The organism is Ruegeria conchae (assembly GCF_000192475.1).
Lineage (GTDB): Bacteria > Pseudomonadota > Alphaproteobacteria > Rhodobacterales > Rhodobacteraceae > Ruegeria > Ruegeria conchae.
In genome coordinates this window covers 275,760-296,876 of the sequence record NZ_AEYW01000006.1, presented here as the reverse complement: position 1 = coordinate 296,876, position 21,117 = coordinate 275,760, and the positions used below count along the sequence as shown (strand labels likewise).

The 21,117-nt window shown below is 57.5% G+C and carries 20 protein-coding genes; 14 read left to right on the top strand and 6 right to left on the bottom strand.

Going from position 1 to position 21,117, the window contains the following annotated elements:
• Positions 1-4: 4 nt before the first annotated feature.
• Positions 5-1,021: a C4-dicarboxylate TRAP transporter substrate-binding protein gene (locus tag G7G_RS0105960; RefSeq protein ID WP_010439518.1), complete on the bottom strand. Its 1,017-nt coding sequence runs from the start codon at positions 1,019-1,021 to the stop codon at positions 5-7.
• Between the two features lie 408 nt (positions 1,022-1,429).
• Here G7G_RS0105960 and acs point away from each other — a divergent pair, with 408 nt between their 5' ends.
• The 8 genes from acs (at position 1,430) to G7G_RS0105920 (ending at position 10,822) form a co-directional block, all read left to right on the top strand.
• Positions 1,430-3,394, top strand: a complete 1,965-nt coding sequence (gene acs / locus G7G_RS0105955; RefSeq protein WP_010439516.1) for an acetate--CoA ligase — start codon at positions 1,430-1,432, stop codon at positions 3,392-3,394.
• Between the two features lie 7 nt (positions 3,395-3,401).
• Entirely contained in the window at positions 3,402-4,085 is a 684-nt protein-coding gene (locus tag G7G_RS0105950) for an adenylate kinase (RefSeq protein WP_010439514.1), read from the top strand.
• A gap of 182 nt (positions 4,086-4,267) precedes the next feature.
• Positions 4,268-4,552: a DUF4212 domain-containing protein gene (locus tag G7G_RS0105945; RefSeq protein WP_010439512.1), complete on the top strand. Its 285-nt coding sequence runs from the start codon at positions 4,268-4,270 to the stop codon at positions 4,550-4,552.
• A gap of 5 nt (positions 4,553-4,557) precedes the next feature.
• Positions 4,558-6,342, top strand: coding sequence for a sodium:solute symporter family protein (locus G7G_RS0105940; RefSeq protein ID WP_010439509.1), 1,785 nt, complete (start codon positions 4,558-4,560; stop codon positions 6,340-6,342).
• A 107-nt stretch (positions 6,343-6,449) separates the two neighbouring features.
• Positions 6,450-8,273, top strand: coding sequence for a DUF294 nucleotidyltransferase-like domain-containing protein (locus tag G7G_RS0105935; RefSeq protein ID WP_010439507.1), 1,824 nt, complete (start codon positions 6,450-6,452; stop codon positions 8,271-8,273).
• Between the two features lie 27 nt (positions 8,274-8,300).
• The gene (locus G7G_RS0105930) at positions 8,301-8,819 is read left to right on the top strand and encodes a hypothetical protein (protein WP_010439504.1); all 519 of its coding nucleotides are present in this window, start codon (positions 8,301-8,303) and stop codon (positions 8,817-8,819) included.
• Positions 8,820-8,821: 2 nt separating this feature from the next.
• Positions 8,822-10,234, top strand: coding sequence for a 3'-5' exonuclease (locus tag G7G_RS0105925; protein ID WP_010439503.1), 1,413 nt, complete (start codon positions 8,822-8,824; stop codon positions 10,232-10,234).
• Between the two features lie 87 nt (positions 10,235-10,321).
• Entirely contained in the window at positions 10,322-10,822 is a 501-nt protein-coding gene (locus tag G7G_RS0105920; protein WP_029621766.1) for a flavin reductase family protein, read from the top strand.
• Here G7G_RS0105920 and G7G_RS0105915 read toward each other — a convergent pair.
• The 4 genes from G7G_RS0105915 to G7G_RS24360 are packed head-to-tail and all read right to left on the bottom strand — an operon-like array spanning position 10,819 to position 13,185.
• Positions 10,819-11,298, bottom strand: a complete 480-nt coding sequence (locus G7G_RS0105915) for a DUF6505 family protein (RefSeq protein ID WP_010439498.1) — start codon at positions 11,296-11,298, stop codon at positions 10,819-10,821. The genes G7G_RS0105920 and G7G_RS0105915 overlap by 4 nt on opposite strands.
• The gene (locus tag G7G_RS0105910) at positions 11,298-11,993 is read right to left on the bottom strand and encodes a biotin/lipoate--protein ligase family protein (protein ID WP_010439496.1); all 696 of its coding nucleotides are present in this window, start codon (positions 11,991-11,993) and stop codon (positions 11,298-11,300) included. Before G7G_RS0105910 ends, G7G_RS0105915 begins: the two co-directional genes overlap by 1 nt.
• Entirely contained in the window at positions 11,990-13,051 is a 1,062-nt protein-coding gene (locus tag G7G_RS0105905) for an Mrp/NBP35 family ATP-binding protein (RefSeq protein ID WP_010439493.1), read from the bottom strand. The genes G7G_RS0105910 and G7G_RS0105905 overlap by 4 nt, the downstream gene beginning before the upstream one ends.
• A complete protein-coding gene (locus G7G_RS24360) occupies positions 13,048-13,185 on the bottom strand; it encodes a hypothetical protein (protein ID WP_010439488.1) in 138 nt (45 codons plus the stop codon). Before G7G_RS24360 ends, G7G_RS0105905 begins: the two co-directional genes overlap by 4 nt.
• Between G7G_RS24360 and G7G_RS0105895 the strand changes: the two genes are divergently transcribed.
• The gene (locus G7G_RS0105895; RefSeq protein ID WP_010439485.1) at positions 13,184-13,912 is read left to right on the top strand and encodes a cytochrome c family protein; all 729 of its coding nucleotides are present in this window, start codon (positions 13,184-13,186) and stop codon (positions 13,910-13,912) included. The genes G7G_RS24360 and G7G_RS0105895 overlap by 2 nt on opposite strands.
• Here the strand turns inward: G7G_RS0105895 and G7G_RS0105890 are convergent.
• The gene (locus G7G_RS0105890; protein ID WP_010439483.1) at positions 13,906-15,861 is read right to left on the bottom strand and encodes a 4Fe-4S dicluster domain-containing protein; all 1,956 of its coding nucleotides are present in this window, start codon (positions 15,859-15,861) and stop codon (positions 13,906-13,908) included. The two genes, G7G_RS0105895 and G7G_RS0105890, sit on opposite strands and share 7 nt — an antisense overlap.
• 258 nt (positions 15,862-16,119) lie before the next feature.
• On the opposite strand from G7G_RS0105890, the gene G7G_RS0105885 reads away from it, so the two are divergent.
• From G7G_RS0105885 to G7G_RS0105865, 5 genes are all read left to right on the top strand, one after another.
• A complete protein-coding gene (locus tag G7G_RS0105885) occupies positions 16,120-16,674 on the top strand; it encodes a DUF3305 domain-containing protein (RefSeq protein WP_010439481.1) in 555 nt (184 codons plus the stop codon).
• Complete coding sequence (locus tag G7G_RS0105880) at positions 16,671-17,252, top strand: DUF3306 domain-containing protein (protein ID WP_010439480.1); 582 nt, start codon at positions 16,671-16,673, stop codon at positions 17,250-17,252. Before G7G_RS0105885 ends, G7G_RS0105880 begins: the two co-directional genes overlap by 4 nt.
• 4 nt (positions 17,253-17,256) lie before the next feature.
• Positions 17,257-17,868 carry a TorD/DmsD family molecular chaperone gene (locus G7G_RS0105875; protein WP_010439479.1) on the top strand — a complete coding sequence of 204 codons (612 nt, stop codon included), beginning with the start codon at positions 17,257-17,259 and terminating at the stop codon, positions 17,866-17,868.
• 56 nt (positions 17,869-17,924) lie between these two features.
• Complete coding sequence (locus G7G_RS0105870) at positions 17,925-18,113, top strand: ubiquinol-cytochrome c reductase iron-sulfur subunit N-terminal domain-containing protein (RefSeq protein WP_010439477.1); 189 nt, start codon at positions 17,925-17,927, stop codon at positions 18,111-18,113.
• A 105-nt stretch (positions 18,114-18,218) separates the two neighbouring features.
• Positions 18,219-21,113, top strand: a complete 2,895-nt coding sequence (locus G7G_RS0105865; RefSeq protein ID WP_010439475.1) for a formate dehydrogenase subunit alpha — start codon at positions 18,219-18,221, stop codon at positions 21,111-21,113.
• Positions 21,114-21,117 lie beyond the last annotated feature (4 nt).

Genomic DNA, 21,117 nt, shown 5'->3' with positions numbered 1-21,117 from the left:
GCGATTAATTACCGCCGCGTTGCTGTTGCAGTGTTGCCTGCACTAGATCGTACAGGTCCTGCGCTGGCAAACCCTGAGCCGTCATGTCTTCAATCCATTTTGCGCGGATTGGATCGGCGGCCTTAGCGCGGAACTCTTCAAGAACTGCGCCGTCAATCTCGACCTTTTCAACGCCCTTTTCTTCCAGAACGCCGTCCCACTTTTCAAGCAGTCCACCGTAGTTGGCCAGATAATGTGCGATCGCCTCATCAATCGAGCTATCAAGCGCCTCACGGTGTTCCGCTGGCAGGGCTTCATAGGCGTCTATATTCACCACAACTGGGCAATTCACGGTTCCCGGATTGAGGTTCGCCGTCCACCAGTCGGCTTCGTTGATGGTTCCAAACGACAGATGTGCATGCTGAGCGAAAGCAACAGTGTCGACAACGCCAGATTCCATCGCGTTGTAAGCCTCGGTCGCTGGCACCGAAGTCGGAACGCCACCAACCGCTTCGAATGCCTGCCCTAACCCGCCGGTGGCGCGGACGCGCATTCCGTCGAAATCGGCAAGTTCATCACGAGGGTCACCGGTGCCAACAAGGTTATATTGAGGCATCGGCGAGGTCATGATGATACGCGCGTTCCATTGCGCCATCTCATCCTTGACCGCCGGGTGATCATAAACCGCGTGGCTGACGGCCACTTCTTCATCCAGTGTGTTCACACCCAGGAAGGGCAGTTCCAGAACAGTGATCGCGCGGTTCTTGTCGCGGTGGTAGCCCGCGCAGAACTGCGCCATCTCAAACGCACCAATCTCGATCCCGTCCAGATTTTCCTTGGGCTTCGACAGGCCACCATAGCTGACATTGATGGTGAAATCGCCGCCGGTTTTCTCGTTCACCAGTTCAGCCAGTTTTTCAACATGTTCGGTAAAAGCACGACGTTTACCCCAGACCGAGGCATTCCATTCGGTCGCGGCTGCCTCGGTGACAAACGCCACGCTCAGGGCGGCAAAGGCCGCACCACTCAGTATCTTATTCATTGTGATCTCTCCCATAGATGCGCCCCCTATCGAGGCGCTTGAAAGAGAAGCTAGCGCCTAGTCTGGAATCTGCCAACCCCTGCTTGGATAAGCGGTGTTACCGCAATCAATTCAGCTCAACAAAATGGGGCTATACACTAATATTCCAGAACCGATCCGTTGAGCTTTATATATGTTACAGTTATATTATTGTTATTATTACATAATTACTAATAATTTCATATTTGTTTACAAGTAACGCGATTATTCTGAAACTTATTTACAAAGAAGTTCAAGGATTATCGCAATTTATTTATTTCTTTTCTGATCTCCGTATTATTCGACTCGGGGAGGAAATGGATCGACATTGTCTGATCGGCTGGCAATATCGGTCACATGCAATCCAGTCTAGAGGGAGGAGCCTCAAAAATGACCACCGCTGCCCAGGCAGATGCCAAGACATATCCGCCATCCGCAGAAACCGTCGCCCGCGCGCATGTCGACGCCTACAAATACGCAGATATGTATGCTGCGTCGATCAACAAGCCTGAAGCGTTTTGGGATGAGCAAGGCAAGCGCGTTGACTGGATCAAGCCCTATACTCAGGTCAAAGACGTCAGCTATGAATTTGGTTCGGTTGGCATAAATTGGTATGCGGACGGTACGCTTAACGTCTCAGCCAACTGCTTGGACCGTCATTTGAAGACGCGTGGCGATCAGACGGCCATTATCTGGGAGCCAGATGATCCAAACGACACGGCTCAGTATATTACTTATGCCGAACTGCATCGCCGCACTTGCCGGATGGCCAACATCCTTGAGTCGATGGGTGTACGCAAAGGCGACCGTGTTGTCATCTATCTGCCAATGATCCCCGAAGCTGCTTACGCGATGCTGGCTTGTGCACGGATCGGAGCGATTCATTCGATTGTATTTGCCGGATTTTCACCCGACGCGTTGGCGGCACGTATCAACGGTTGCGACGCCAAAGTCGTCATCACTGCCGATGAGGCGCCCCGTGGTGGCCGCAAGACCCCGCTGAAGTCGAACGCAGACGCTGCACTGCTGCACTGTAAGGACACAGTAAAATGCTTGGTCGTTAAACGCACTGGCGGGCAAACCACGTGGATCGACGGTCGTGACTACGATTACAACGAAATGGCGCTTGAGGCGGACGACTATTGTGCACCCGCTGAGATGAACGCGGAAGACCCGCTGTTCATCCTCTATACCTCCGGTTCGACAGGTCAGCCCAAGGGCGTTGTTCATACGACCGGCGGCTATTTGGTCTATGCGGCCATGACGCATGAGATCACGTTCGATTATCACGAAGGCGACATTTACTGGTGCACGGCGGATGTGGGCTGGGTCACCGGCCACAGCTATATCGTCTATGGCCCGCTGGCCAACGGTGCGACCACGCTGATGTTCGAAGGTGTGCCTACCTATCCGGATGCCTCGCGCTTCTGGCAGGTGTGTGAAAAGCACAAGGTGAACCAGTTCTATACCGCCCCAACTGCGCTGCGCGCTCTGATGGGGCAAGGCAACGAGTGGGTCGAGAAGTGCGACCTGAGCGACCTACGCACGTTGGGCACGGTCGGCGAGCCTATCAATCCGGAGGCCTGGAACTGGTATAACGAAGTGGTTGGCAGTGGACGTTGTCCGATCGTTGACACCTGGTGGCAGACCGAAACTGGCGGTCACTTGATGACCCCCCTGCCCGGTGCTCACGCGATGAAGCCCGGCTCGGCGATGAAGCCCTTCTTTGGCATTCAGCCCGTGGTTCTCGACCCTCAGTCCGGTGTTGAGATCGAAGGCAATGGTGTCGAAGGCGTTCTGTGCATCAAGGACAGCTGGCCCGGTCAGATGCGCACCGTTTGGGGCGATCATGAGCGGTTCGAAAAGACCTATTTCTCGGATTACAAAGGCTACTACTTCACAGGCGACGGCTGCCGTCGGGATGAGGATGGCGATTACTGGATCACCGGCCGCGTCGATGATGTGATCAACGTCTCGGGTCACCGGATGGGTACTGCCGAAGTGGAAAGTGCGCTGGTGGCACATGCCGCCGTGGCCGAGGCCGCCGTTGTCGGATATCCACATGAAATCAAAGGACAAGGCATCTATTGCTATGTCACGTTGATGAATGATCGCGAGCCTTCGGATGATCTACTGAAGGAGTTGCGCACTTGGGTCCGGACCGAGATCGGCCCGATCGCCAGCCCGGATGTGATCCAGTGGGCTCCTGGCCTGCCCAAGACACGCTCGGGCAAGATCATGCGCCGCATCCTGCGCAAGATTGCCGAGAACGACTTTGGCTCGCTTGGGGATACTTCCACACTGGCCGATCCTTCGGTGGTCGAAGACCTGATCGTAAACCGCGCGAACAAGTGAGGATGTGATGGACGCTGCCACGACCATATCCCCCGCCGTTCTGATCCTTCTCGGCCCTCCGGGCGCCGGGAAGGGCACGCAGGCCCGTATGTTGGAAGAGAAGTTCGGGCTTGTACAACTCAGCACCGGTGATCTGCTGCGCGACGCGGTTGCCGCAGGCACTGATGCCGGTAATGCGGCCAAAGCGGTAATGGAGGCCGGTGATCTTGTCAGCGACGGGATCGTCATCGCTATCCTGCGCGACCGCATGGCGGAACCGGACTGCTCCAAGGGCGTCATTCTTGATGGGTTCCCGCGCACTACGGTTCAGGCCGAAGCGCTGGATGGATTGCTTGCGTCTTCAGATCAGAAGATCAACGCGGCCATCAGCCTTGAGGTTGAAGACGCCGAGATGGTAACCCGGATTTCAGGCCGTTACACCTGTGCCGGATGTGGCGAAGGCTATCACGACACGTACAAGCAGCCTATCGAAGATGGCAAATGCGATAAGTGCGGCCACACCGAGTTCAAGCGCCGTGCTGATGACAATGCCGAGACTGTAGCCTCGCGGCTGGCGGCCTATCACGCGCAGACCGCGCCGCTGATTGACTACTATCAGGCCCATGGCGTGCTGAAAGGCATCGATGCCATGGGTCAGATCGACGACATCGCGCAAGACCTTCAAGGGATTGTTAGCGAAGTCATGAATTAAGGGGAGGAGACAAGCCCTAGGGCTTTGATCCTAAATCAGAATACTTCGATGGACCCGCCTTGGCGGACCAGAGAAGTTATGCCTGACGTCACGGGGCGTTTGGCACAACCGAGAAGCGGCCCACCGCACTGGAGGAGTTGGGCAATGGGCCGCCAATGAGGGAAGCGAAGGAGGAACCCGCGATGGCGGATCATTCAACAAACTCCGCGCAGACTGCCGAAGCCGACAAGGGCTATTGGCAGGCCAACCTGCGCCTCATCTACATCAGCCTCGCGATTTGGGCGCTGGTGTCGTTTGGATTCGGCATTCTGCTGCGTCCGCTGCTGTCTGGCATCGCCGTTGGCGGTACAGATCTGGGCTTTTGGTTCGCTCAGCAAGGATCGATCCTGGTCTTTCTGGTGCTGATCTTCAACTACGCCTGGCGCATGAACAAGCTCGACGCTGAACACGGCGTGGACGAGGAGTAAGAGCCATGGATCAGTTTACCATCAACCTGCTGTTTGTGGGCGCGTCCTTTGCGCTTTACATCGGCATCGCGATCTGGGCCCGTGCGGGTTCCACATCGGAATTCTATGCCGCCGGTCGCGGCATTCACCCGGTCACCAACGGTATGGCGACAGCGGCAGACTGGATGTCTGCGGCCTCGTTCATCTCGATGGCGGGTCTGATTGCTTTTACCGGCTATGACAACTCAACCTTTCTGATGGGTTGGACCGGTGGCTACGTGCTGCTGGCTCTGCTGCTTGCGCCTTATCTGCGTAAGTTCGGCAAATACACCGTGTCGGAATTCATCGGCGACCGCTTCTACAGCCAGACAGCTCGCATCGTTGCCGTGATTTGCCTGATCGTTGCCTCGGTGACCTATGTGATTGGTCAGATGACTGGCGTGGGCGTGGCCTTCGGCCGCTTCCTCGAAGTGTCCAACACCTCGGGTCTGCTAATCGGTGCCGCTGTTGTGTTTGCCTACGCGGTGTTTGGCGGGATGAAGGGCGTGACCTACACTCAGGTCGCTCAGTACTGCGTGCTGATCACCGCCTATACTATCCCGGCCATCTTCATCTCGTTGCAGCTGACCGGTACGCCGGTTCCGGCGCTGGGTCTGTTTGGTGACACCGCAAGCGGTGAACCGTTGCTGACCAAGCTGGACGCCATCGTGACCGAGCTGGGCTTCAACGAATACACAGCACACCACTCGAACACGCTGAACATGGTGCTGTTCACCCTATCGCTGATGATCGGTACAGCGGGTCTGCCGCACGTCATCATGCGCTTCTTCACCGTTCCTAAGGTATCTGACGCACGTTGGTCGGCTGGCTGGGCGCTGGTCTTCATCGCGCTGCTGTACCTGACCGCCCCTGCGGTTGGTGCCATGGCGCGTCTGAACATCAGTGACATGATGTGGCCCAATGGCGGCATCGAAGGTGGCGCTGTCTCGGTCGAAGATATAGACAACGATCCGCGCTATGATTGGATGGCTACTTGGCAGAAAACCGGTCTGTTGGATTGGGAAGACAAGAACGGCGACGGCAAGATTCAGTACTACAACGACAAGAATGCCGACATGCAGGCGCTTGCCGAAGAAAAAGGCTGGGTCGGAAACGAGCTAACCAAGTTCAACCGCGACATCCTGGTTCTGGCCAACCCCGAGATTGCCAACCTGCCTGGTTGGGTAATCGGTCTGGTCGCAGCCGGTGGTCTTGCGGCTGCTCTGTCTACCGCTGCGGGTCTACTGCTGGCAATTTCGTCGGCCGTGTCCCACGACCTTGTCAAAGGTGCAATCAACCCGTCGATCTCTGAAAAGGGTGAACTTCTAGCGGCGCGGATTGCCATGGCTGTAGCCATCGTTGTTGCAACCTATCTGGGTCTCAACCCTCCGGGCTTTGCGGCGCAGACGGTTGCATTGGCCTTCGGTCTGGCGGCTGCCTCGATCTTCCCGGCGCTGATGATGGGGATCTTCTCGACCCGCATCAACAACACCGGTGCGGTCGCAGGTATGCTGGCTGGTCTGACCGTAACCCTGGTCTACATCTTCCTGCATAAGGGCTGGCTGTTCATTCCGGGCACCAACTCGTTCACCGATGCTGACCCACTTCTGGGTCCGATCAAGTCGACCTCGTTCGGCGCCATCGGTGCGATGATCAACTTTGCGGTCGCCTACTTTGTCGCGGGCGCTACCAAAGAGACTCCGCAGGAGATCAAAGATATGGTCGAAAGCATTCGCATTCCCCGTGGTGCGGGCGCAGCTCAGGATCACTGAGTGTGATGCGGTCGGCGGCTCTTGTCTTCGATCGCGTCTTTCGACTTACTGTTCCCGCCCGGCACACCACCGGGCGGGATTTTTATTCGGAACTCCGGAGAGCGTAAATGCCCCTGTCTCATGACGAAATCACCCGGTTTCTGAAATCTGTGCACCCCTATGACGCCTTGCCCCAAGATGCTTTGGACGAGTTGGTCCAGCAGATCGAAGTGCGCGAGGTCGATGCCGATGGCAGCATTTACCAGTTGGGCAAAGCTCTGCCCGGCGTCTTTGTTATCTACGAAGGACAGGTGGAGATTACAGATGAAAACGGCGCTGTCGTTTCGCATCTCGGTTTGCGCAATTCCTTCGGTGAGCGCGGATTGCTGAAGGATGGCAAGGCCGCAACCCATGCGCGCGCGCATACACCGTCGGTGCTGATCGTGCTGCCACCAGATCTGGTGAAAAACCTGATCGACGGGCACGATGTGGTGTCCAAATTTTTCGACCGCACGCGCGGTGGGCGCAGTGGGCCACAAAGCCTGGCCACAAGTGCAATTGACATTTTGATGGCGCGCGACCCTGCCACCTGCCCGCCTGATACTCCGGTTCAAGACGCCGCGCAGATCATGCGCGACCGACATATCTCATCCCTCTGCGTGACTGAGGATGAAAAGTTGCTGGGCATCGCGACCCTGCGCGATATCTCGGGTAAATTCGTCGCCGAGTCGATGCCAGCAGACACTGCGGTTTCAGCCATCATGACCACCAACCCGATCACGCTGTCCCCCACCGATATCGGCTCGGACGTGCTGCATGTGATGATGGAGCGTGGCATTGGGCATATCCCGATTTCCGAGGCCGGGCGGTTGGTTGGCATCGTCACTCAAACCGACCTCACCCGTTATCAGGCGGTCAATTCTGCCGAGTTGGTGGGCCGGATCGCCCGCGCCAATACTGCCGATGAGATGGCTACAGTCACTGCCGAGATACCCCAACTGCTGGTTCAACTCGTTGCAGGCGGCAACCGGCACGAGATCGTGACACGACTGATCACCGACATTGCTGACACCGCAACACGGCGCTTGCTGGCACTGGCCGAGGCCGAGCTTGGGGCACCTCCGGTGCCATACCTGTGGCTGGCCTGCGGCTCGCAAGGACGGCAGGAGCAGACCGGTGTTTCGGATCAGGACAATTGCCTGATGCTGGATGACAGCGTAACCGAAAACGACATGGCGTACTTCGCCGAGCTGGCGAAATTTGTGTCGGACGGGCTGGACACCTGCGGGTATTTCTATTGCCCCGGCGACATGATGGCGACAAACCCACGTTGGTGCCAACCAGTCAGGGTCTGGCGCGATTACTTCAAAGGATGGATCGACCGGCCGAACCCTGAGGCACAGATGCTGGCCTCAGTCATGTTCGATCTACGCCCGATCGGGGGCAATTTCGACCTGTTCACTGATCTGCAGTCCGAGACTTTGGCCAATGCCAGCGCAAACTCGATCTTCGTGGCGCACATGATCTCGAATTCGCTGAAACACACGCCACCATTGGGGCTGCTGCGCGGTTTTGCAACGATCCGGTCGGGTGAGCACCGCAATACGCTGGACCTCAAGCACAATGGCGTCGTGCCTGTGGTTGATCTGGCACGCATCTACAGCCTTCAGGGTCAGTTAACCGAGGCCAACACACGCGCGCGGCTCAGCGCTGCTGAGGCTGCTGGTGTCCTAAGCGCTACTGGAGCACGCGATCTTTTGGACGCCTATGACCTCATCGCTGAAACCCGGCTTGAACATCAGGCACGTCTGGTCAAGGTCGGTGATGCGCCCGACAACTACCTTCCCCCGGCTGACCTGTCCGACTTTGAGCGAAGTCATCTCCGCAACGCCTTTGTCGTGATAAAAACGATGCAATCGGCGGTTGGACACGGCAAGGGAATGCTGGGGTAAGCAACTGGAAATGAACGGAGAAACCTTATGTTTCTGGAACTGATCGGCACAATCTTTGCGGGCTTTGCTTTTGCGGGTGTTGTGATGGTTGTGAACAAGCTGACCGGGGGACGCCTACCCAAATGGGCCGCGCCGGTTGCAGCGGGTATCGGGATGATCGCGATGACGATCACCAGCGAATACTCGTGGTACGATCGAACACGTGACCAACTGCCCGACAGTTTGACTGTGGTACAAGAAGTCGAGAGCCGTGCCTTTTATCGTCCCTGGACCTACGCGGTACCGTTTGTAGACCGCTTTGCCGCAATCGATTCTGCCTCGGTCCGTACCAATGGCAGCGTGCCCGACGAACGTTTGGTCGATCTGTATTTCTTCGGTCGCTGGGCACCAGTGTCGAAGATGCCCGTTGCGGTCAATTGCGCTGATAACAGCCGGGCCAATCTGGCTGACGGGGCAGAATTCGCTGATGACGGACGTTTGCTGAACGCCAGTTGGATCAAGATTGACGCCGATGATCCGGTGATCGAGGCAACTTGCGGGGTCTGAAGATGTTGAATCACCTTAGCTTGCGCCTGCGGGTCTTTCTATTCTTCCTACTGCTGGCGGCAGGCGGGCTGGTTATCAGCGCTTTGGCTTTGTGGGTCGGCTATCAAAGGGCACGTGATCCCGGACTGTTGGACGCGTTCATCTTTGCAGAGATTCTGATTGCGTTTGGGATGTTGGCGTTGGTTGCCGGAGTTTGGCTTCTGTTCGATGACAATGTTGCAAAACCAATCGAACGGCTTTCGGCACAATTGCGCGCGCGCGCTCATGCCGGGGTCAGCGCTGATCTGGACCTTCAGGCCGCACGCTATTTGGGTGATCTGGCCCCCGCCGCCGCCGGGCTGGCCGAACAATTGGCCGCAAACGCCATGAACACGGCAGAGGCTGTGGCGGCAGAGACCGCTCATTTGGCTTCGGAAAAACAGCGCCTCACCGCGCTGCTGACCGAAATCCCGGTCGCCATGCTGCTGGCGGGACCCAAGCATCAGATTGTCTTGTATGACGCTCAGGCAGCCGAGGTTCTGGCGCAAATCGCGCATCCCCGTTTGAACGCCTCGCTGTTTGATTACCTCGAAGCAACTGGCCTGACCGACGCTTATGCCAAGCTGATCAAGACCGGAAAAGACGTACATTGCACACTGACCAGCGTTGACGGGCGGCAAACCTATTCGGCCCGAATAAAACCCTTGGGCGATGCACCCGGGTATATGCTGGTTTTCGACGACAGCGCTGCACAGATCGAACCGGACGAGGCGCGCCCACTGGTCTATGATTTCGAGCTTCTTGAAACGCCCGGCGACGACGCGTTTGAAGAAAGGCCGTTACTGGATCTTTGCTTTGTGGTGTTTGACACCGAAACCACGGGGCTTCTACCGCATAAGGACGAAATCGTTCAGATCGGCGCGGTGCGCGTCGTGAAGGGCAAAATTGTCGAGGGCGAGCGGTTGGACACGCTGGTCAATCCCGGCATCCCGATCCCGCCAGCCTCGACCAAGGTACACAAGGTCAGTGACAGGATGGTCCAGGGCGCACCCGATATTGCCCAGGCTGGCCGCAGCTTTCATCAATTCGCCCGTGACGCGGTGATTGTTGCGCATAACGCACCGTTCGACATGGCATTTCTGCACCGCCACGCTGAGCGTATGCAGGTAGAGTGGACCCATCCCATTCTGGATACCGTCTTGCTGTCGGCGGTGCTGTTCGGGGCAAGCGAAACGCACACGCTGGATTCGGTTTGCGAACGGCTGGGTATCACAATCCCCGAAGCCTTGCGTCACACGGCATTGGGCGATGCGGTCGCCACGGCAGAAGTGCTGGTTCTGATGCTGCCAATGCTCAACGCGCGCGGCATGACAACCTTTGGCGACGTCATTGCGGAAACCCGCAAACACGGCCGGTTGCTGGAGGATCTGAACTAGCCGGAAAATCCACAATTCACCGCAGCTTTTCGTGGACAATCCCTGCGCCACATGGCACCTGAGACAGGCCCCTTGAACGAGCGCGTGATGACGGAAAAAACATTCATTCCTGGCCCTGAGGACAATTTTGCCTTTCGCGAGGCGTTGGGCTGTTTCGGCACCGGGGTCACCGTTGTCACCACCAGCACCGCTGAAGGACCCGCCGCAATCACGGTGAACTCGTTCGCATCCGTGTCTTTGGACCCACCATTGGTTTTATGGTGTCTCGACCGGAACTCGAACCGGTATGACGCCTTCAGCGCCTGCGAACATTACGCGATCCATGTGATGGCGCAGGACCAGCATGATCAGGCGCTGCAATTTGCGCGCAACGGGTTCGATTTTTCCCATGCAGATTGGCAGGAAGATGATGCCGGGCGTCCCCGTCTTGCTGAATGTCTGGCCCGCTTCGACTGTCGCTTGTCGGCGCGACACACGGCAGGTGATCACCTGATTCTTGTTGGCCATGTCGAGAAAGTCATGCACCGCCCCGGTCAAGGATTGATCTTTAAACGCGGCCAGTTTGGTGGTTTCGCAGATTTGATCTAGTCGTCCAGCGATCCGTGGACGGCCAATGCTTCAAGCTGCGTTTCTTGCGGCGTGATCACACGAAACGCCTCGTGCACCCCTGCCCCTGTCAATTCCCGGGCCACAGTCAGCAACGTGTTCGGGGCATGATCCTCGCACATCTCGGTCATGTGCGCGATTTCGGTCTGCGCGACATCCATCGCCGCCTCGACCGATGGTGCGCCGTATAACTGCACAAAATGCTCAGCCAGATTCTTTGTCAGTTGGTCAATTTCAGCCTGCTCAATTTGCGTAACCGCAACGAATGTCACGCGCCCAAACGTCTCAAGCCCCAGCCAACCGTTGGCAAAGGCCTGACGTGCCTTGCCTTCCAAGTCGGCCTCTCCCCAATTCGAAAACTCGAAACCACCCGGGATGCACCACTCACCGGTTCGTGCAGGTGAATGGAACACGTTCATGTCGCTTTCATCAAAATGGATTGCGCGGGCGAGATTCATCAGACGGTCTCCAACAGTTCTGTCAGCGGGCGTATTTGGGTCTCTGCGCCCTCGCGGATCAGCATGCCAAACCGTTCGTCGGTGCCGAGAAATACACCGGAGTCCGCGATGGGTTCGCCAACCCCGCGCAGCAGCCCCATCCATTCGGCATGGAGCGGCGCGTTGCCCTCTTCTTGCCAGCGGTTGAGCCATGTCAGCATGTGGCGCGACCAGCTTTCGACCAGTTGCGTCGCCGAAACGTCAGCACAACCTTCATCATAAAGCGCAGTTACATCCGGCGTTTCCCCGGGGGCGTCGCTGGTCGGCAGCAATGCAAGCTCCCAACCGACGACAAGCCAATCAGGAATCTCGCCAGCCTCGGCAGACGAGGCTGCAACCTTCATCGTCCCGCATTTTGCGCCATTCACGCAGATCACTCCGTCCCAGCCTAGATGCACAGCAACTTCTGGAGGAGCCAATGCGCCCAGGGCGTTCTGGAAACCGACGGCACATAGCGGCAACATTGCTATTGCATCCTGCAGCGGCACCTCGGGGGCAAAGACGATGGCAACGCGCAAACGATCCGCCTGAATACTATAGACCACGGTTCCCCCATCACAGCCTAGCGCCGCCATGGCCTGAGCCTTTTCGAACGGATCCTCTCCGGCCTTGGCAGGATGCCCGCTGAGCAATGGGGGAAAGACCGGGTGGCTCATGCATTCCCCTTGGCAATCATGTCGCGAGCGATCTTGCGGAAGGCTTCTGCCTGTGGGCTGTCGGGTTTGCTGACCACGATCGGAGCACCCCCGTCTGCTGCCACGCGGATATCCAGATGCAGTGGTATCTCACCCAGCAGCGGCACGCCCAATGCCTCGGCTTCTGACGCCACACCGCCATGACCGAACACGTGTTCTTCGTGTCCACAATTCGAACAGATATGTGTCGACATATTTTCAATCATCCCAAAGATGGGTGTTTTGAGCTGATTAAACATGTCGATCCCCTTGCGAGCATCGATCAAAGCCACGTCTTGTGGGGTTGAAACAACGATGGCGCCATCCACCTGAAACTTTTGGCTCAACGTAAGTTGCACATCACCCGTGCCAGGAGGCAGGTCAACGATCAGCACATCCAGCGCGCCCCATTGCACCTGCCCCATCATCTGCTGCAATGCGCCCATCAGCATCGGGCCACGCCAGACAACCGCCTGTCCTTCGTTGGTCATCAGTCCCATCGACATCATGGTAACACCGTGATTGCGCAAAGGCAGAATCGTCTTGCCATCAGGGCTGGCCGGACGGCCCGAGACGCCCAGCATCCGGGGTTGCGACGGACCGTAGACATCTGCATCCAAAAGACCCACGCGGCGCCCTTCTGCGGCTAGCGCGCAGGCAAGGTTGGCCGACACAGTGGACTTGCCGACGCCCCCTTTACCAGACGCCACCGCGATGATCCGGTCCACACCCGGAACCGCCTGCGGACCGGTTTGCGAAGGCTTAGGCTTGGGCTTCAAATCGGGTGGGACCTTGTCTGAATGCGCGGTCATCATGGCCGAGACGTTGGACACGCCGTCCACCATCTGCGCCGCTTTCTCGGCTGTGGCGCGCACGGGCTCCATTTTCTCGGCCTGTTTGGGATCAATCTCAAGTACAAAGCGTACCGTATCCCCCTCGACATTCAGCGCGCGCACAATACCTGCGCTGACGATATCCTGTCCGGAAACAGGATCAGTGATCTTCTTAAGGTTCGCCAGTACGGCGTCACGGATGCTCATGCGATCACCTCCGTTGCCCGCCCTTCGATTAGGGTCTTGCGTGTCGACTGATTGCGGTCGCCGCTCATTGCATGATACTCCGTCTCATTTCGTTCATTTGACGCAATTGGCCTGACACCGTTAGGTTTGGCCATGCGCTTTGTCCTGTTGTGCCTGAGCCTGACGCTCACCGCCACCCCCTCTTGGTCACAAGAGGCAATTGGACTCGCAGCGCCAGATGAGATTTCAAACTCGGGTCTTCTGCAACATATCCTTCCGCGCTTCTCTCTCAAGACTGGGGTTCGCGTTGTCGCAGACGATAATGGTGTAATGGCTCTTGCTCCGGCACCTCCTGGCGATCCGGTTTTTGCCCGTGACGAAACAGTCTATCACCTGCGCATTAATGCCAGCGCAAAGGAAATCAAGTTCCGAGACTGGCTGTTGTCCGACATTGGGAAACGTACGGTCGAAAGCTTTGTTCCCGCTGAAGGTGGGCCCTTTAGCGCGAACTTCGAAATCGCAGATGTTGTCGAAGACGCTAAAATCGACGGAGATGCTGCTTTGGGTCAGGATTTGTCGTTTACTCACTGTGGTCGGTGCCATGTGATCGGGCCGCAAAATCGCATGAACGGATTGGGTTCCACGCCGTCTTTCGCCGTCCTGCGCGCGATGCCTGATTGGTCCGAGCGGTTTCAGGCCTTTTTTGCCCTGAACCCGCATCCCGCCTTCACTCAGATTGAGGGCGTAACCGAGCCCTTCCCGCCCGAGCGTCCATCGCCGATCCATCCGGTGGAAATAAGTCTGGATGATCTCGAAGCCATTTTGGCCTTTGTCGCCGCCATCAGCGCCGCCGATCTGGGCGCACCGCTGCAACTTCAGTGATCCTTACGCTTTGAAAAATAATCGTCCGTTGTCACGACACGGGGTCTGGGAGATGATTGGAAAGGATTATCAGCGCTGTGAAACTGAGCATTTACCCTACAATCATCACACATCTGAATCAGCCTTGCCTGATCCGAAGTTGCAAACATCGGATGTGTTCCCGACAGTTTGTCCATTATGCGCTCGATCGTCGACCTGACGCCAAAGGCCGCACCACATTCGATGCATTCGAACGGCTCTTCCTCGTTAAGAACCTGCTGCGACAGGGCCTTGTCGCTGAGGTCAAGCTGCGGCACCAGATTAATGGCTTGCTCAGGACAGATCGTGCGACAGATACCGCATTGCAGGCAGGCATCCTGCTGAAAGTTCAACTGCGGCTTGTCTGGATTGTCGATCAGCGCACCTGAGGGGCACAAAGATACACAACTGAGACACAAGGTGCAGGTGCCAGTGTTTACTACGACGGCGCCATATGACGCGCCATCGGGCAATGCCAACGGTGATTCGGTCTTGGCATTCAGCGCTTGTGCCGCCAGTCGGGTGATCTGTCGCCGGTTCCCCAATGGAAGAACCGGATCGGTCAATGGTAGCGGCACCTCTTGCGCGTAAAGCAGATCAGCAAACGCATCCGGGTCAACCTCGTCAATCAGGCTCAGGGCACCCTGCCCCGCGATGGCCTGCGCCAAAACCAGTTCCCGATCCAGCGCGTCCCGTTCGACTTTGGGCCCCAACAGGACGTCGACGCGGGCGAAGCCATGTGCCAACCCGGCCAGCATCTCGGCATGACCAAAGCCTGAAACCACGTTCAATTCTAGTGGAATGACATCCGCTGGAAGACCTCGGCCAAACCGGGCAACCATTCGGATCATCTGCGCCCCGTGGGCATCGTGCACCAGCAAACGCGGCGCTGTACCCCCTGCCCGACGAAAAGTTCGCGCCAGTATGTGCATCCTAGAGAGAATGGCAGATACCGGCGGATCCTCGTAAGTAATGGCTGTAGACGGGCATAGGGCAGAACACTCACCACACCCGGCGCAAATCATGGGGTCGATTGCCACATGATCTGTCGCTGATGTGATGGCACCGGTCGGGCATATGTCCAAACAGTTCGAACACCCGGTCTGTCCTGCGCGCGAATGGGCACAAAGCGCTTCATCCAGTCGCACATAAAGCGGCTTTTCAAAGGTACCGACCAGTTGCACCGCATCGAAGGCTAGACGCGCAACCGCAACCGCATCACGAGGATCGGCGCGCAGGTAGCCTTCGCGCTTATCCGGGGCTGCAACCAAAGCCGTACCTCCGGTCAAATCAACAACAATATCACTGCGCGATTTGGCCCGATCCCTCGGCGCGCTCCACGCGAAATCACCACGCCCGCCGGGTTCTAACTGTTGCACTTGATCCAGATGCCACGTGAACCCACCCAGTGCGCCCGACAAGTTCCGCACCTTGGCACGAATAACATCAAAAGCACGGCTCAGCGGTTGAACCTCATCTGTGACCAAAACCGTTACGGCCAAGCTGTCCGATAATTGTTCAGCCAGATCATAAGCGATCTCGCCCGACCCGATGATACAACAAGTGCCTTCGCTGATCACATCAACTGCAGAAGTGATCGGCTGCGGCAACATCGCTTCAGCTGCCAACGCTGCCATTTTAGGCGCTGCATTTTGGCCCTGATCCGACCAGCCAGCACGGTCTCTGAGGTCAACGCATCCCGGCTGATCCACACCCAGATCATCTGCAAGGTCAGAAAACACGACAGTCTCTTGCCCGCAGGCAATCACCACCTGATCGTCGGTCTGAAGCATTTCAGCCACCACGCCAAGTTCTCGGGTACAAAGCGCAGTATGTACCTTTGAACAGCTCAGTTCACAGGCCGAAGATATGCGATCTGCGTCAATTGATTGCGTCCCCTCGCAATCACACAACAAAAGCTTGCTGGTCATGTCTTCTCCCGGACTGTTTGCTGCCCCAATTCACACTAGACCTAATCCGCACCGTGGCAATGCGGTACCGGGCAGAATGGCAGATTTGTGCACTATTTTTCATCGACCCCCAAGCCATCCACGAGCCATTGAGGTCAATAACGAATAAATTATCGAAGAAAACGACCTGATCAATGCAAGTGGACTTGGCACAGCGCCAATTTATGTACCATAGTACATCATAGGGAAGGCAGGGGAGAGCCTTCCGGGGAGGAGCCAGTGGCCAAGGCCGCAAGCCAGATTAAAATGCCGGTTGGCGTCATCGTGCGCAAAACACCCGGGGTCACTCGTTGGGCCCGCTGGAGCTGGCGCGCAGTCGCTTTGTTGCCTGGTGCCGGACCTGCGGATTGGCAAGAGCTGCGCCGCGAAGGTGAAACCGTCGAATATCACGCTGCCACACTGCCTCTATCACTCTGGGCTGACGAGACAGAGGCCTATATGGTGAACCTGTCGGACGGACAGCCCTCGCTTTACCTGGTGCTTCGGGATGAGTTGAAAGGTGAAACTCCCTTGAATGCAGTGCTGATCACGGCCTCTCCGTTTGAAGGTCAGGACTACGCTGATACCGGCGAGGAGATTGTCGAGAAGATCCCGATGACAGAAGGTCTAATCGCTTGGGTGCGCGATTTCACGCTGCAGCATCATCGGGACGAAGTGTTCGTAAAGCGCCGTCGGGATAAGAAGCGCATAGATTTGGTTGAGGACGGAAAAGGCGACGCTCGCATCCGTCAGGACACAGATGTCTACCGCGCACCGCGTCGGGTGCTGCAATGACCCAAGCGCGCGATTTCTGGTCCCGCCGCAAGGCCGCCGTTCAGGCCGAGACCGAAGCAGAAGCTTTGGCCGCAAAGGAACAGATCATCACAACGCGGCAAGCTGAGCTGGAAGAAAAAAGCGACGCCGAAATTCTGTCCGAGTTTGATCTGCCCGATCCCGATACGCTGCAAGCAGGTGATGATGTCTCGGGCTTCATGGCCAAAGCCGTGCCTGACCGCCTGCGCCGCCGCGCCTTGCGGCGCCTATGGCGGCTGAACCCTGTTCTGGCCAATGTCGACGGGCTGGTCGACTACGGCGAGGACTACACCGACGCAGCCTGCGTGCTTGAGAACCTTCAGACCGCGTATCAGGTAGGCAAGGGCATGTTGGCTCATGTCGAAGCGCTCGCTGCCGAGGCTGAAGAGCAAGAATGCGATCCAGAGACAGATACGCTTGATGTGATCGAGGCGCGTGAAGAACCGGCCAAGGCAGAAGAACCTGCGCCGGAACCCATGATCGTGGCTAATGTGGAAGAACCAGAGGAGCTTGAAGTCCCCCCTGCTCCGCGCCGCATGAAATTTGAATTCGAAGGATAACTCTATGACCGCAGACAACGCGCAAACCATTGATATCTCGGCCGAGGATCGTCTGCGCGCGGATTTCTACAATTTTCTGGGTTTGCTTCTGGCTGGTCCGCCCGATCAGTTGCTGCTGGACCAGATGGCAGGGCTGAGCGGTGACGCCTCTGATCTGGGTCAGGCCATAGAGGCGATGGCGCGCGTGGCAAAGGTCACTAAGCCCGCCGCTGCCGAGCGTGAGTTCAATGCGCTTTTCATCGGATTGGGGCGTGGTGAATTGTTGCCGTATGCCAGCTTTTATCTGACCGGTTTTCTGAACGAAAAACCGCTGGCCCAGCTTCGCAATGATATGGCAGCACGCGGTATCACGAGGGCGCAAAATGTTTACGAACCCGAAGACAACATTGCCTCTCTGATGGAGATGATGGCGGGCATGATCGTCGGGCGTTTCGGCGCGCCTGCCTCGCTGGAAGACCAGAAGGCGTTCTGGAGTAAACACATCGGCCCCTGGGCCACACATTTCTATTCAGATTTGGAAGGCGCTGAGAACTCGGTTCTCTATGCCTCGGCCGGCACCGCCGGTCGGGTGTTCATGGAGATCGAGCGCGAAGCCTTCCGAATGACGGCGGATTAATCCGCCACTCGCCGGTGCTTTGCAGCGCCAAACCGCAATTGGGACAGGAGGAGCCCATGAGCAAGACAAAGGAAGAAGGCGCAACCCGCCGCGACTTCCTGAAACTGGCCGGAACCGCAGCCCCTGCTGCTGTTGCCGCAGCCAGCCTGACCGGACAGGCCGAAGCAGCCGAGCTGCCAACGGACGACACCCGGATGCAGGATACCGCGCATACGCGCGCATACATCGAAAGCACCCGGTTCTAGGACTGGACGTTTTCATACCTGACAGACGGTTGCGATTGGCCCTGACGTCAGGATCAGCAGTACCAAGCCAGCCGTGGCTTACACGGCGCGCAAGGGAGGAAAGAAATGCTTAGGAAAAAGACCAACGGGGTTGCGAGACGCCCCCAGCGGACAAGTATCCTGTCCCAGGTCGGCGAGAAAACCGTCGATCGCCGCGCATTCCTGCGTGGCTCGGGCCTGACGATCGGCGGCCTTGCCGCAATCAGCGCCACGGGTGGAACCGTGACGCCTGCCAGCGCCCAGACAGCGGCAAACACCGCCGTTGAGAATATCAAATCCGTCTGCACTCACTGCTCGGTGGGCTGCACGGTCGTAGCCGAGGTACAGAACGGCGTCTGGATCGGGCAGGAACCCGGCTGGGACAGCCCGTTCAATCTGGGTGCACACTGCGCCAAGGGGGCCTCGGTCCGCGAGCACGCCCATGGCGAGCGCCGCCTCAAGTATCCGATGAAAAAGGAAGGCGGCGAGTGGAAGCGCATCAGCTGGGAAGAGGCGATCAATGAGATCGGCGACGGCATGATGAGCATCCGCGAGGAATCCGGGCCAGACAGCGTGTATTGGCTGGGTTCTGCGAAGCATAACAACGAACAGGCCTATCTGTTCCGCAAGTTCGCTGCCTACTGGGGCACGAACAACGTGGATCACCAAGCCCGTATCTGCCACTCAACCACTGTTGCGGGTGTTGCGAATACATGGGGCTATGGCGCCATGACCAATTCGTACAATGACATGCACAACAGCAAGGCGATCTTCATCATCGGCGGCAACCCGGCCGAGGCACACCCTGTCTCGCTGCTGCATATTCTGCGCGCGAAAGAGCAGAATAACGCCCCTCTGATCGTTTGCGATCCGCGCTTTACGCGCACGGCAGCGCATGCGGATGAGTATGTCCGCTTCCGCCCCGGCACAGACGTGGCGCTGATCTGGGGTATCCTGTGGCACATCTTCGACAACGGTTGGGAAGACAAAGAGTTCATCCGCACCCGTGTCTGGGGCATGGACCAGATCCGCGAAGAGGTTGCTAATTGGAACCCGGATGAGGTTGAACGCGTTACTGGAACTCCGGGATCGCAATTGAAGCGCGTTGCTCGCACAATGGCGAACAACCGTCCAGGTACGGTCGTCTGGTGCATGGGTGGTACTCAGCACACCAACGGCAACAACAACACCCGCGCCTACTGTGTGCTTCAGCTGGCACTTGGAAACATGGGCACGACGGGTGGTGGCACCAACATCTTCCGTGGCCATGACAACGTGCAAGGCGCGACGGACCTTGGTGTTCTGTCCCACACCCTGCCCGGCTACTATGGTCTGTCGAAAGGCGCATGGGGTCACTGGGCGCGCGTTTGGGGTGAAGAGCCCGAATGGCTGGCTGGTCAGTTCGCCACGATCAAAGACAAGGAAGGCAAGGATAAGCCGCTCCAGAATGAGCGCGGAATCCCCGTCTCTCGTTGGATCGACGGTGTTCTGGAAGACCCGGCCAACATGGACCAGGACAACAATGTCCGCGCCATGGTTCTGTGGGGCCACGCGCCCAACTCGCAGACCCGGATGACGGAAATGAAGACGGCGATGGAGAAGCTGGACATGCTGGTCGTGATCGATCCGTATCCAACAGTTTCGGCCGTTCTGCATGACCGTACCGACGGCGTTTACCTGTTGCCTGCTTGTACGCAGTTCGAAACCCGTGGCTCGGTCACAGCATCGAACCGGTCGTTGCAGTGGCGCGACAAGGTGGTTGATCCGTTGTTCGAAAGCCTGCCGGACGAGGTCATCATGGCCAAGTTCGCCAATAAGTTTGGCTGGGCGGATCGGTTCTTCCGCAATATCGAGATGGAAGATCCCGAAACCCCGAATGTTGAAAGCATCACGCGTGAGTTCAACAGCGGCCTTTGGACAATTGGCTATACCGGTCAGTCGCCGGAACGTCTGAAAAGCCATATGACCAACCAGCATACGTTCGACAGGACCACGCTGCAAGCCATTGGTGGACCAAACGACGGCGAGTATTACGGTCTACCGTGGCCCTGCTGGGGAACCGCCGAGATGGGTCATACGGGGACACCAAACCTCTATGACATGTCCAAACCGGTGGCCGAAGGTGGCCTGACCTTCCGCGCCAGATTCGGCGTGGAACGTGACGGCGACAACCTGCTGGCCGAAGGGGTCTATAGCGTTGGATCGGAAATTCAGGATGGCTATCCCGAATTTACGATGCAGATGCTGATGGACCTTGGCTGGGACGGCGATCTGACCGCAGAAGAACGCGCGGCCATCGACGCAGTTGCTGGCGAGAAAACCAACTGGAAGACCGACCTTAGCGGCGGTATCCAGCGGGTTGCAATCGCCCATGGCTGTGCGCCCTTCGGGAATGCCAAAGCCCGCGCGGTTGTCTGGACCTTCCCGGATCCGATCCCACTGCATCGCGAGCCGCTTTACACGCCACGTCGCGATCTGGTGGCGGATTATCCGACCTACGAGGACCGGCATGCATATCGGCTGCCCACCCTTTATGCTTCGATCCAAAAGAACGACTTTTCAAAGGATTATCCGATAATCCTAACGTCAGGTCGTCTGGTCGAGTATGAAGGCGGCGGGGATGAGACGCGGTCGAACCCGTGGCTGGCCGAGCTTCAGCAGGATATGTTCGTCGAGATCAATCCTCGCGATGCCAACAACCTTGGCATTCGTGACGGATCGCAGGTCTGGGTCGAAGGTCCTGAGGGTGGCAAGGTCAAGGTGATGGCGATGCTGACCAACAGGGTTGGTGCCGGTGTCGCCTTCATGCCCTTCCACTTTGGCGGCCATTTCCAGGGCGAAGACCAGCGGCACAAATATCCCGCCGGTGCAGACCCCTATGTGCTGGGTGAAAGTACCAACACCGCCCAAACCTATGGCTATGATTCAGTGACCCAGATGCAAGAGACCAAGTGTACTCTCTGCAAAATCTGGGCAGCGTAAGGAG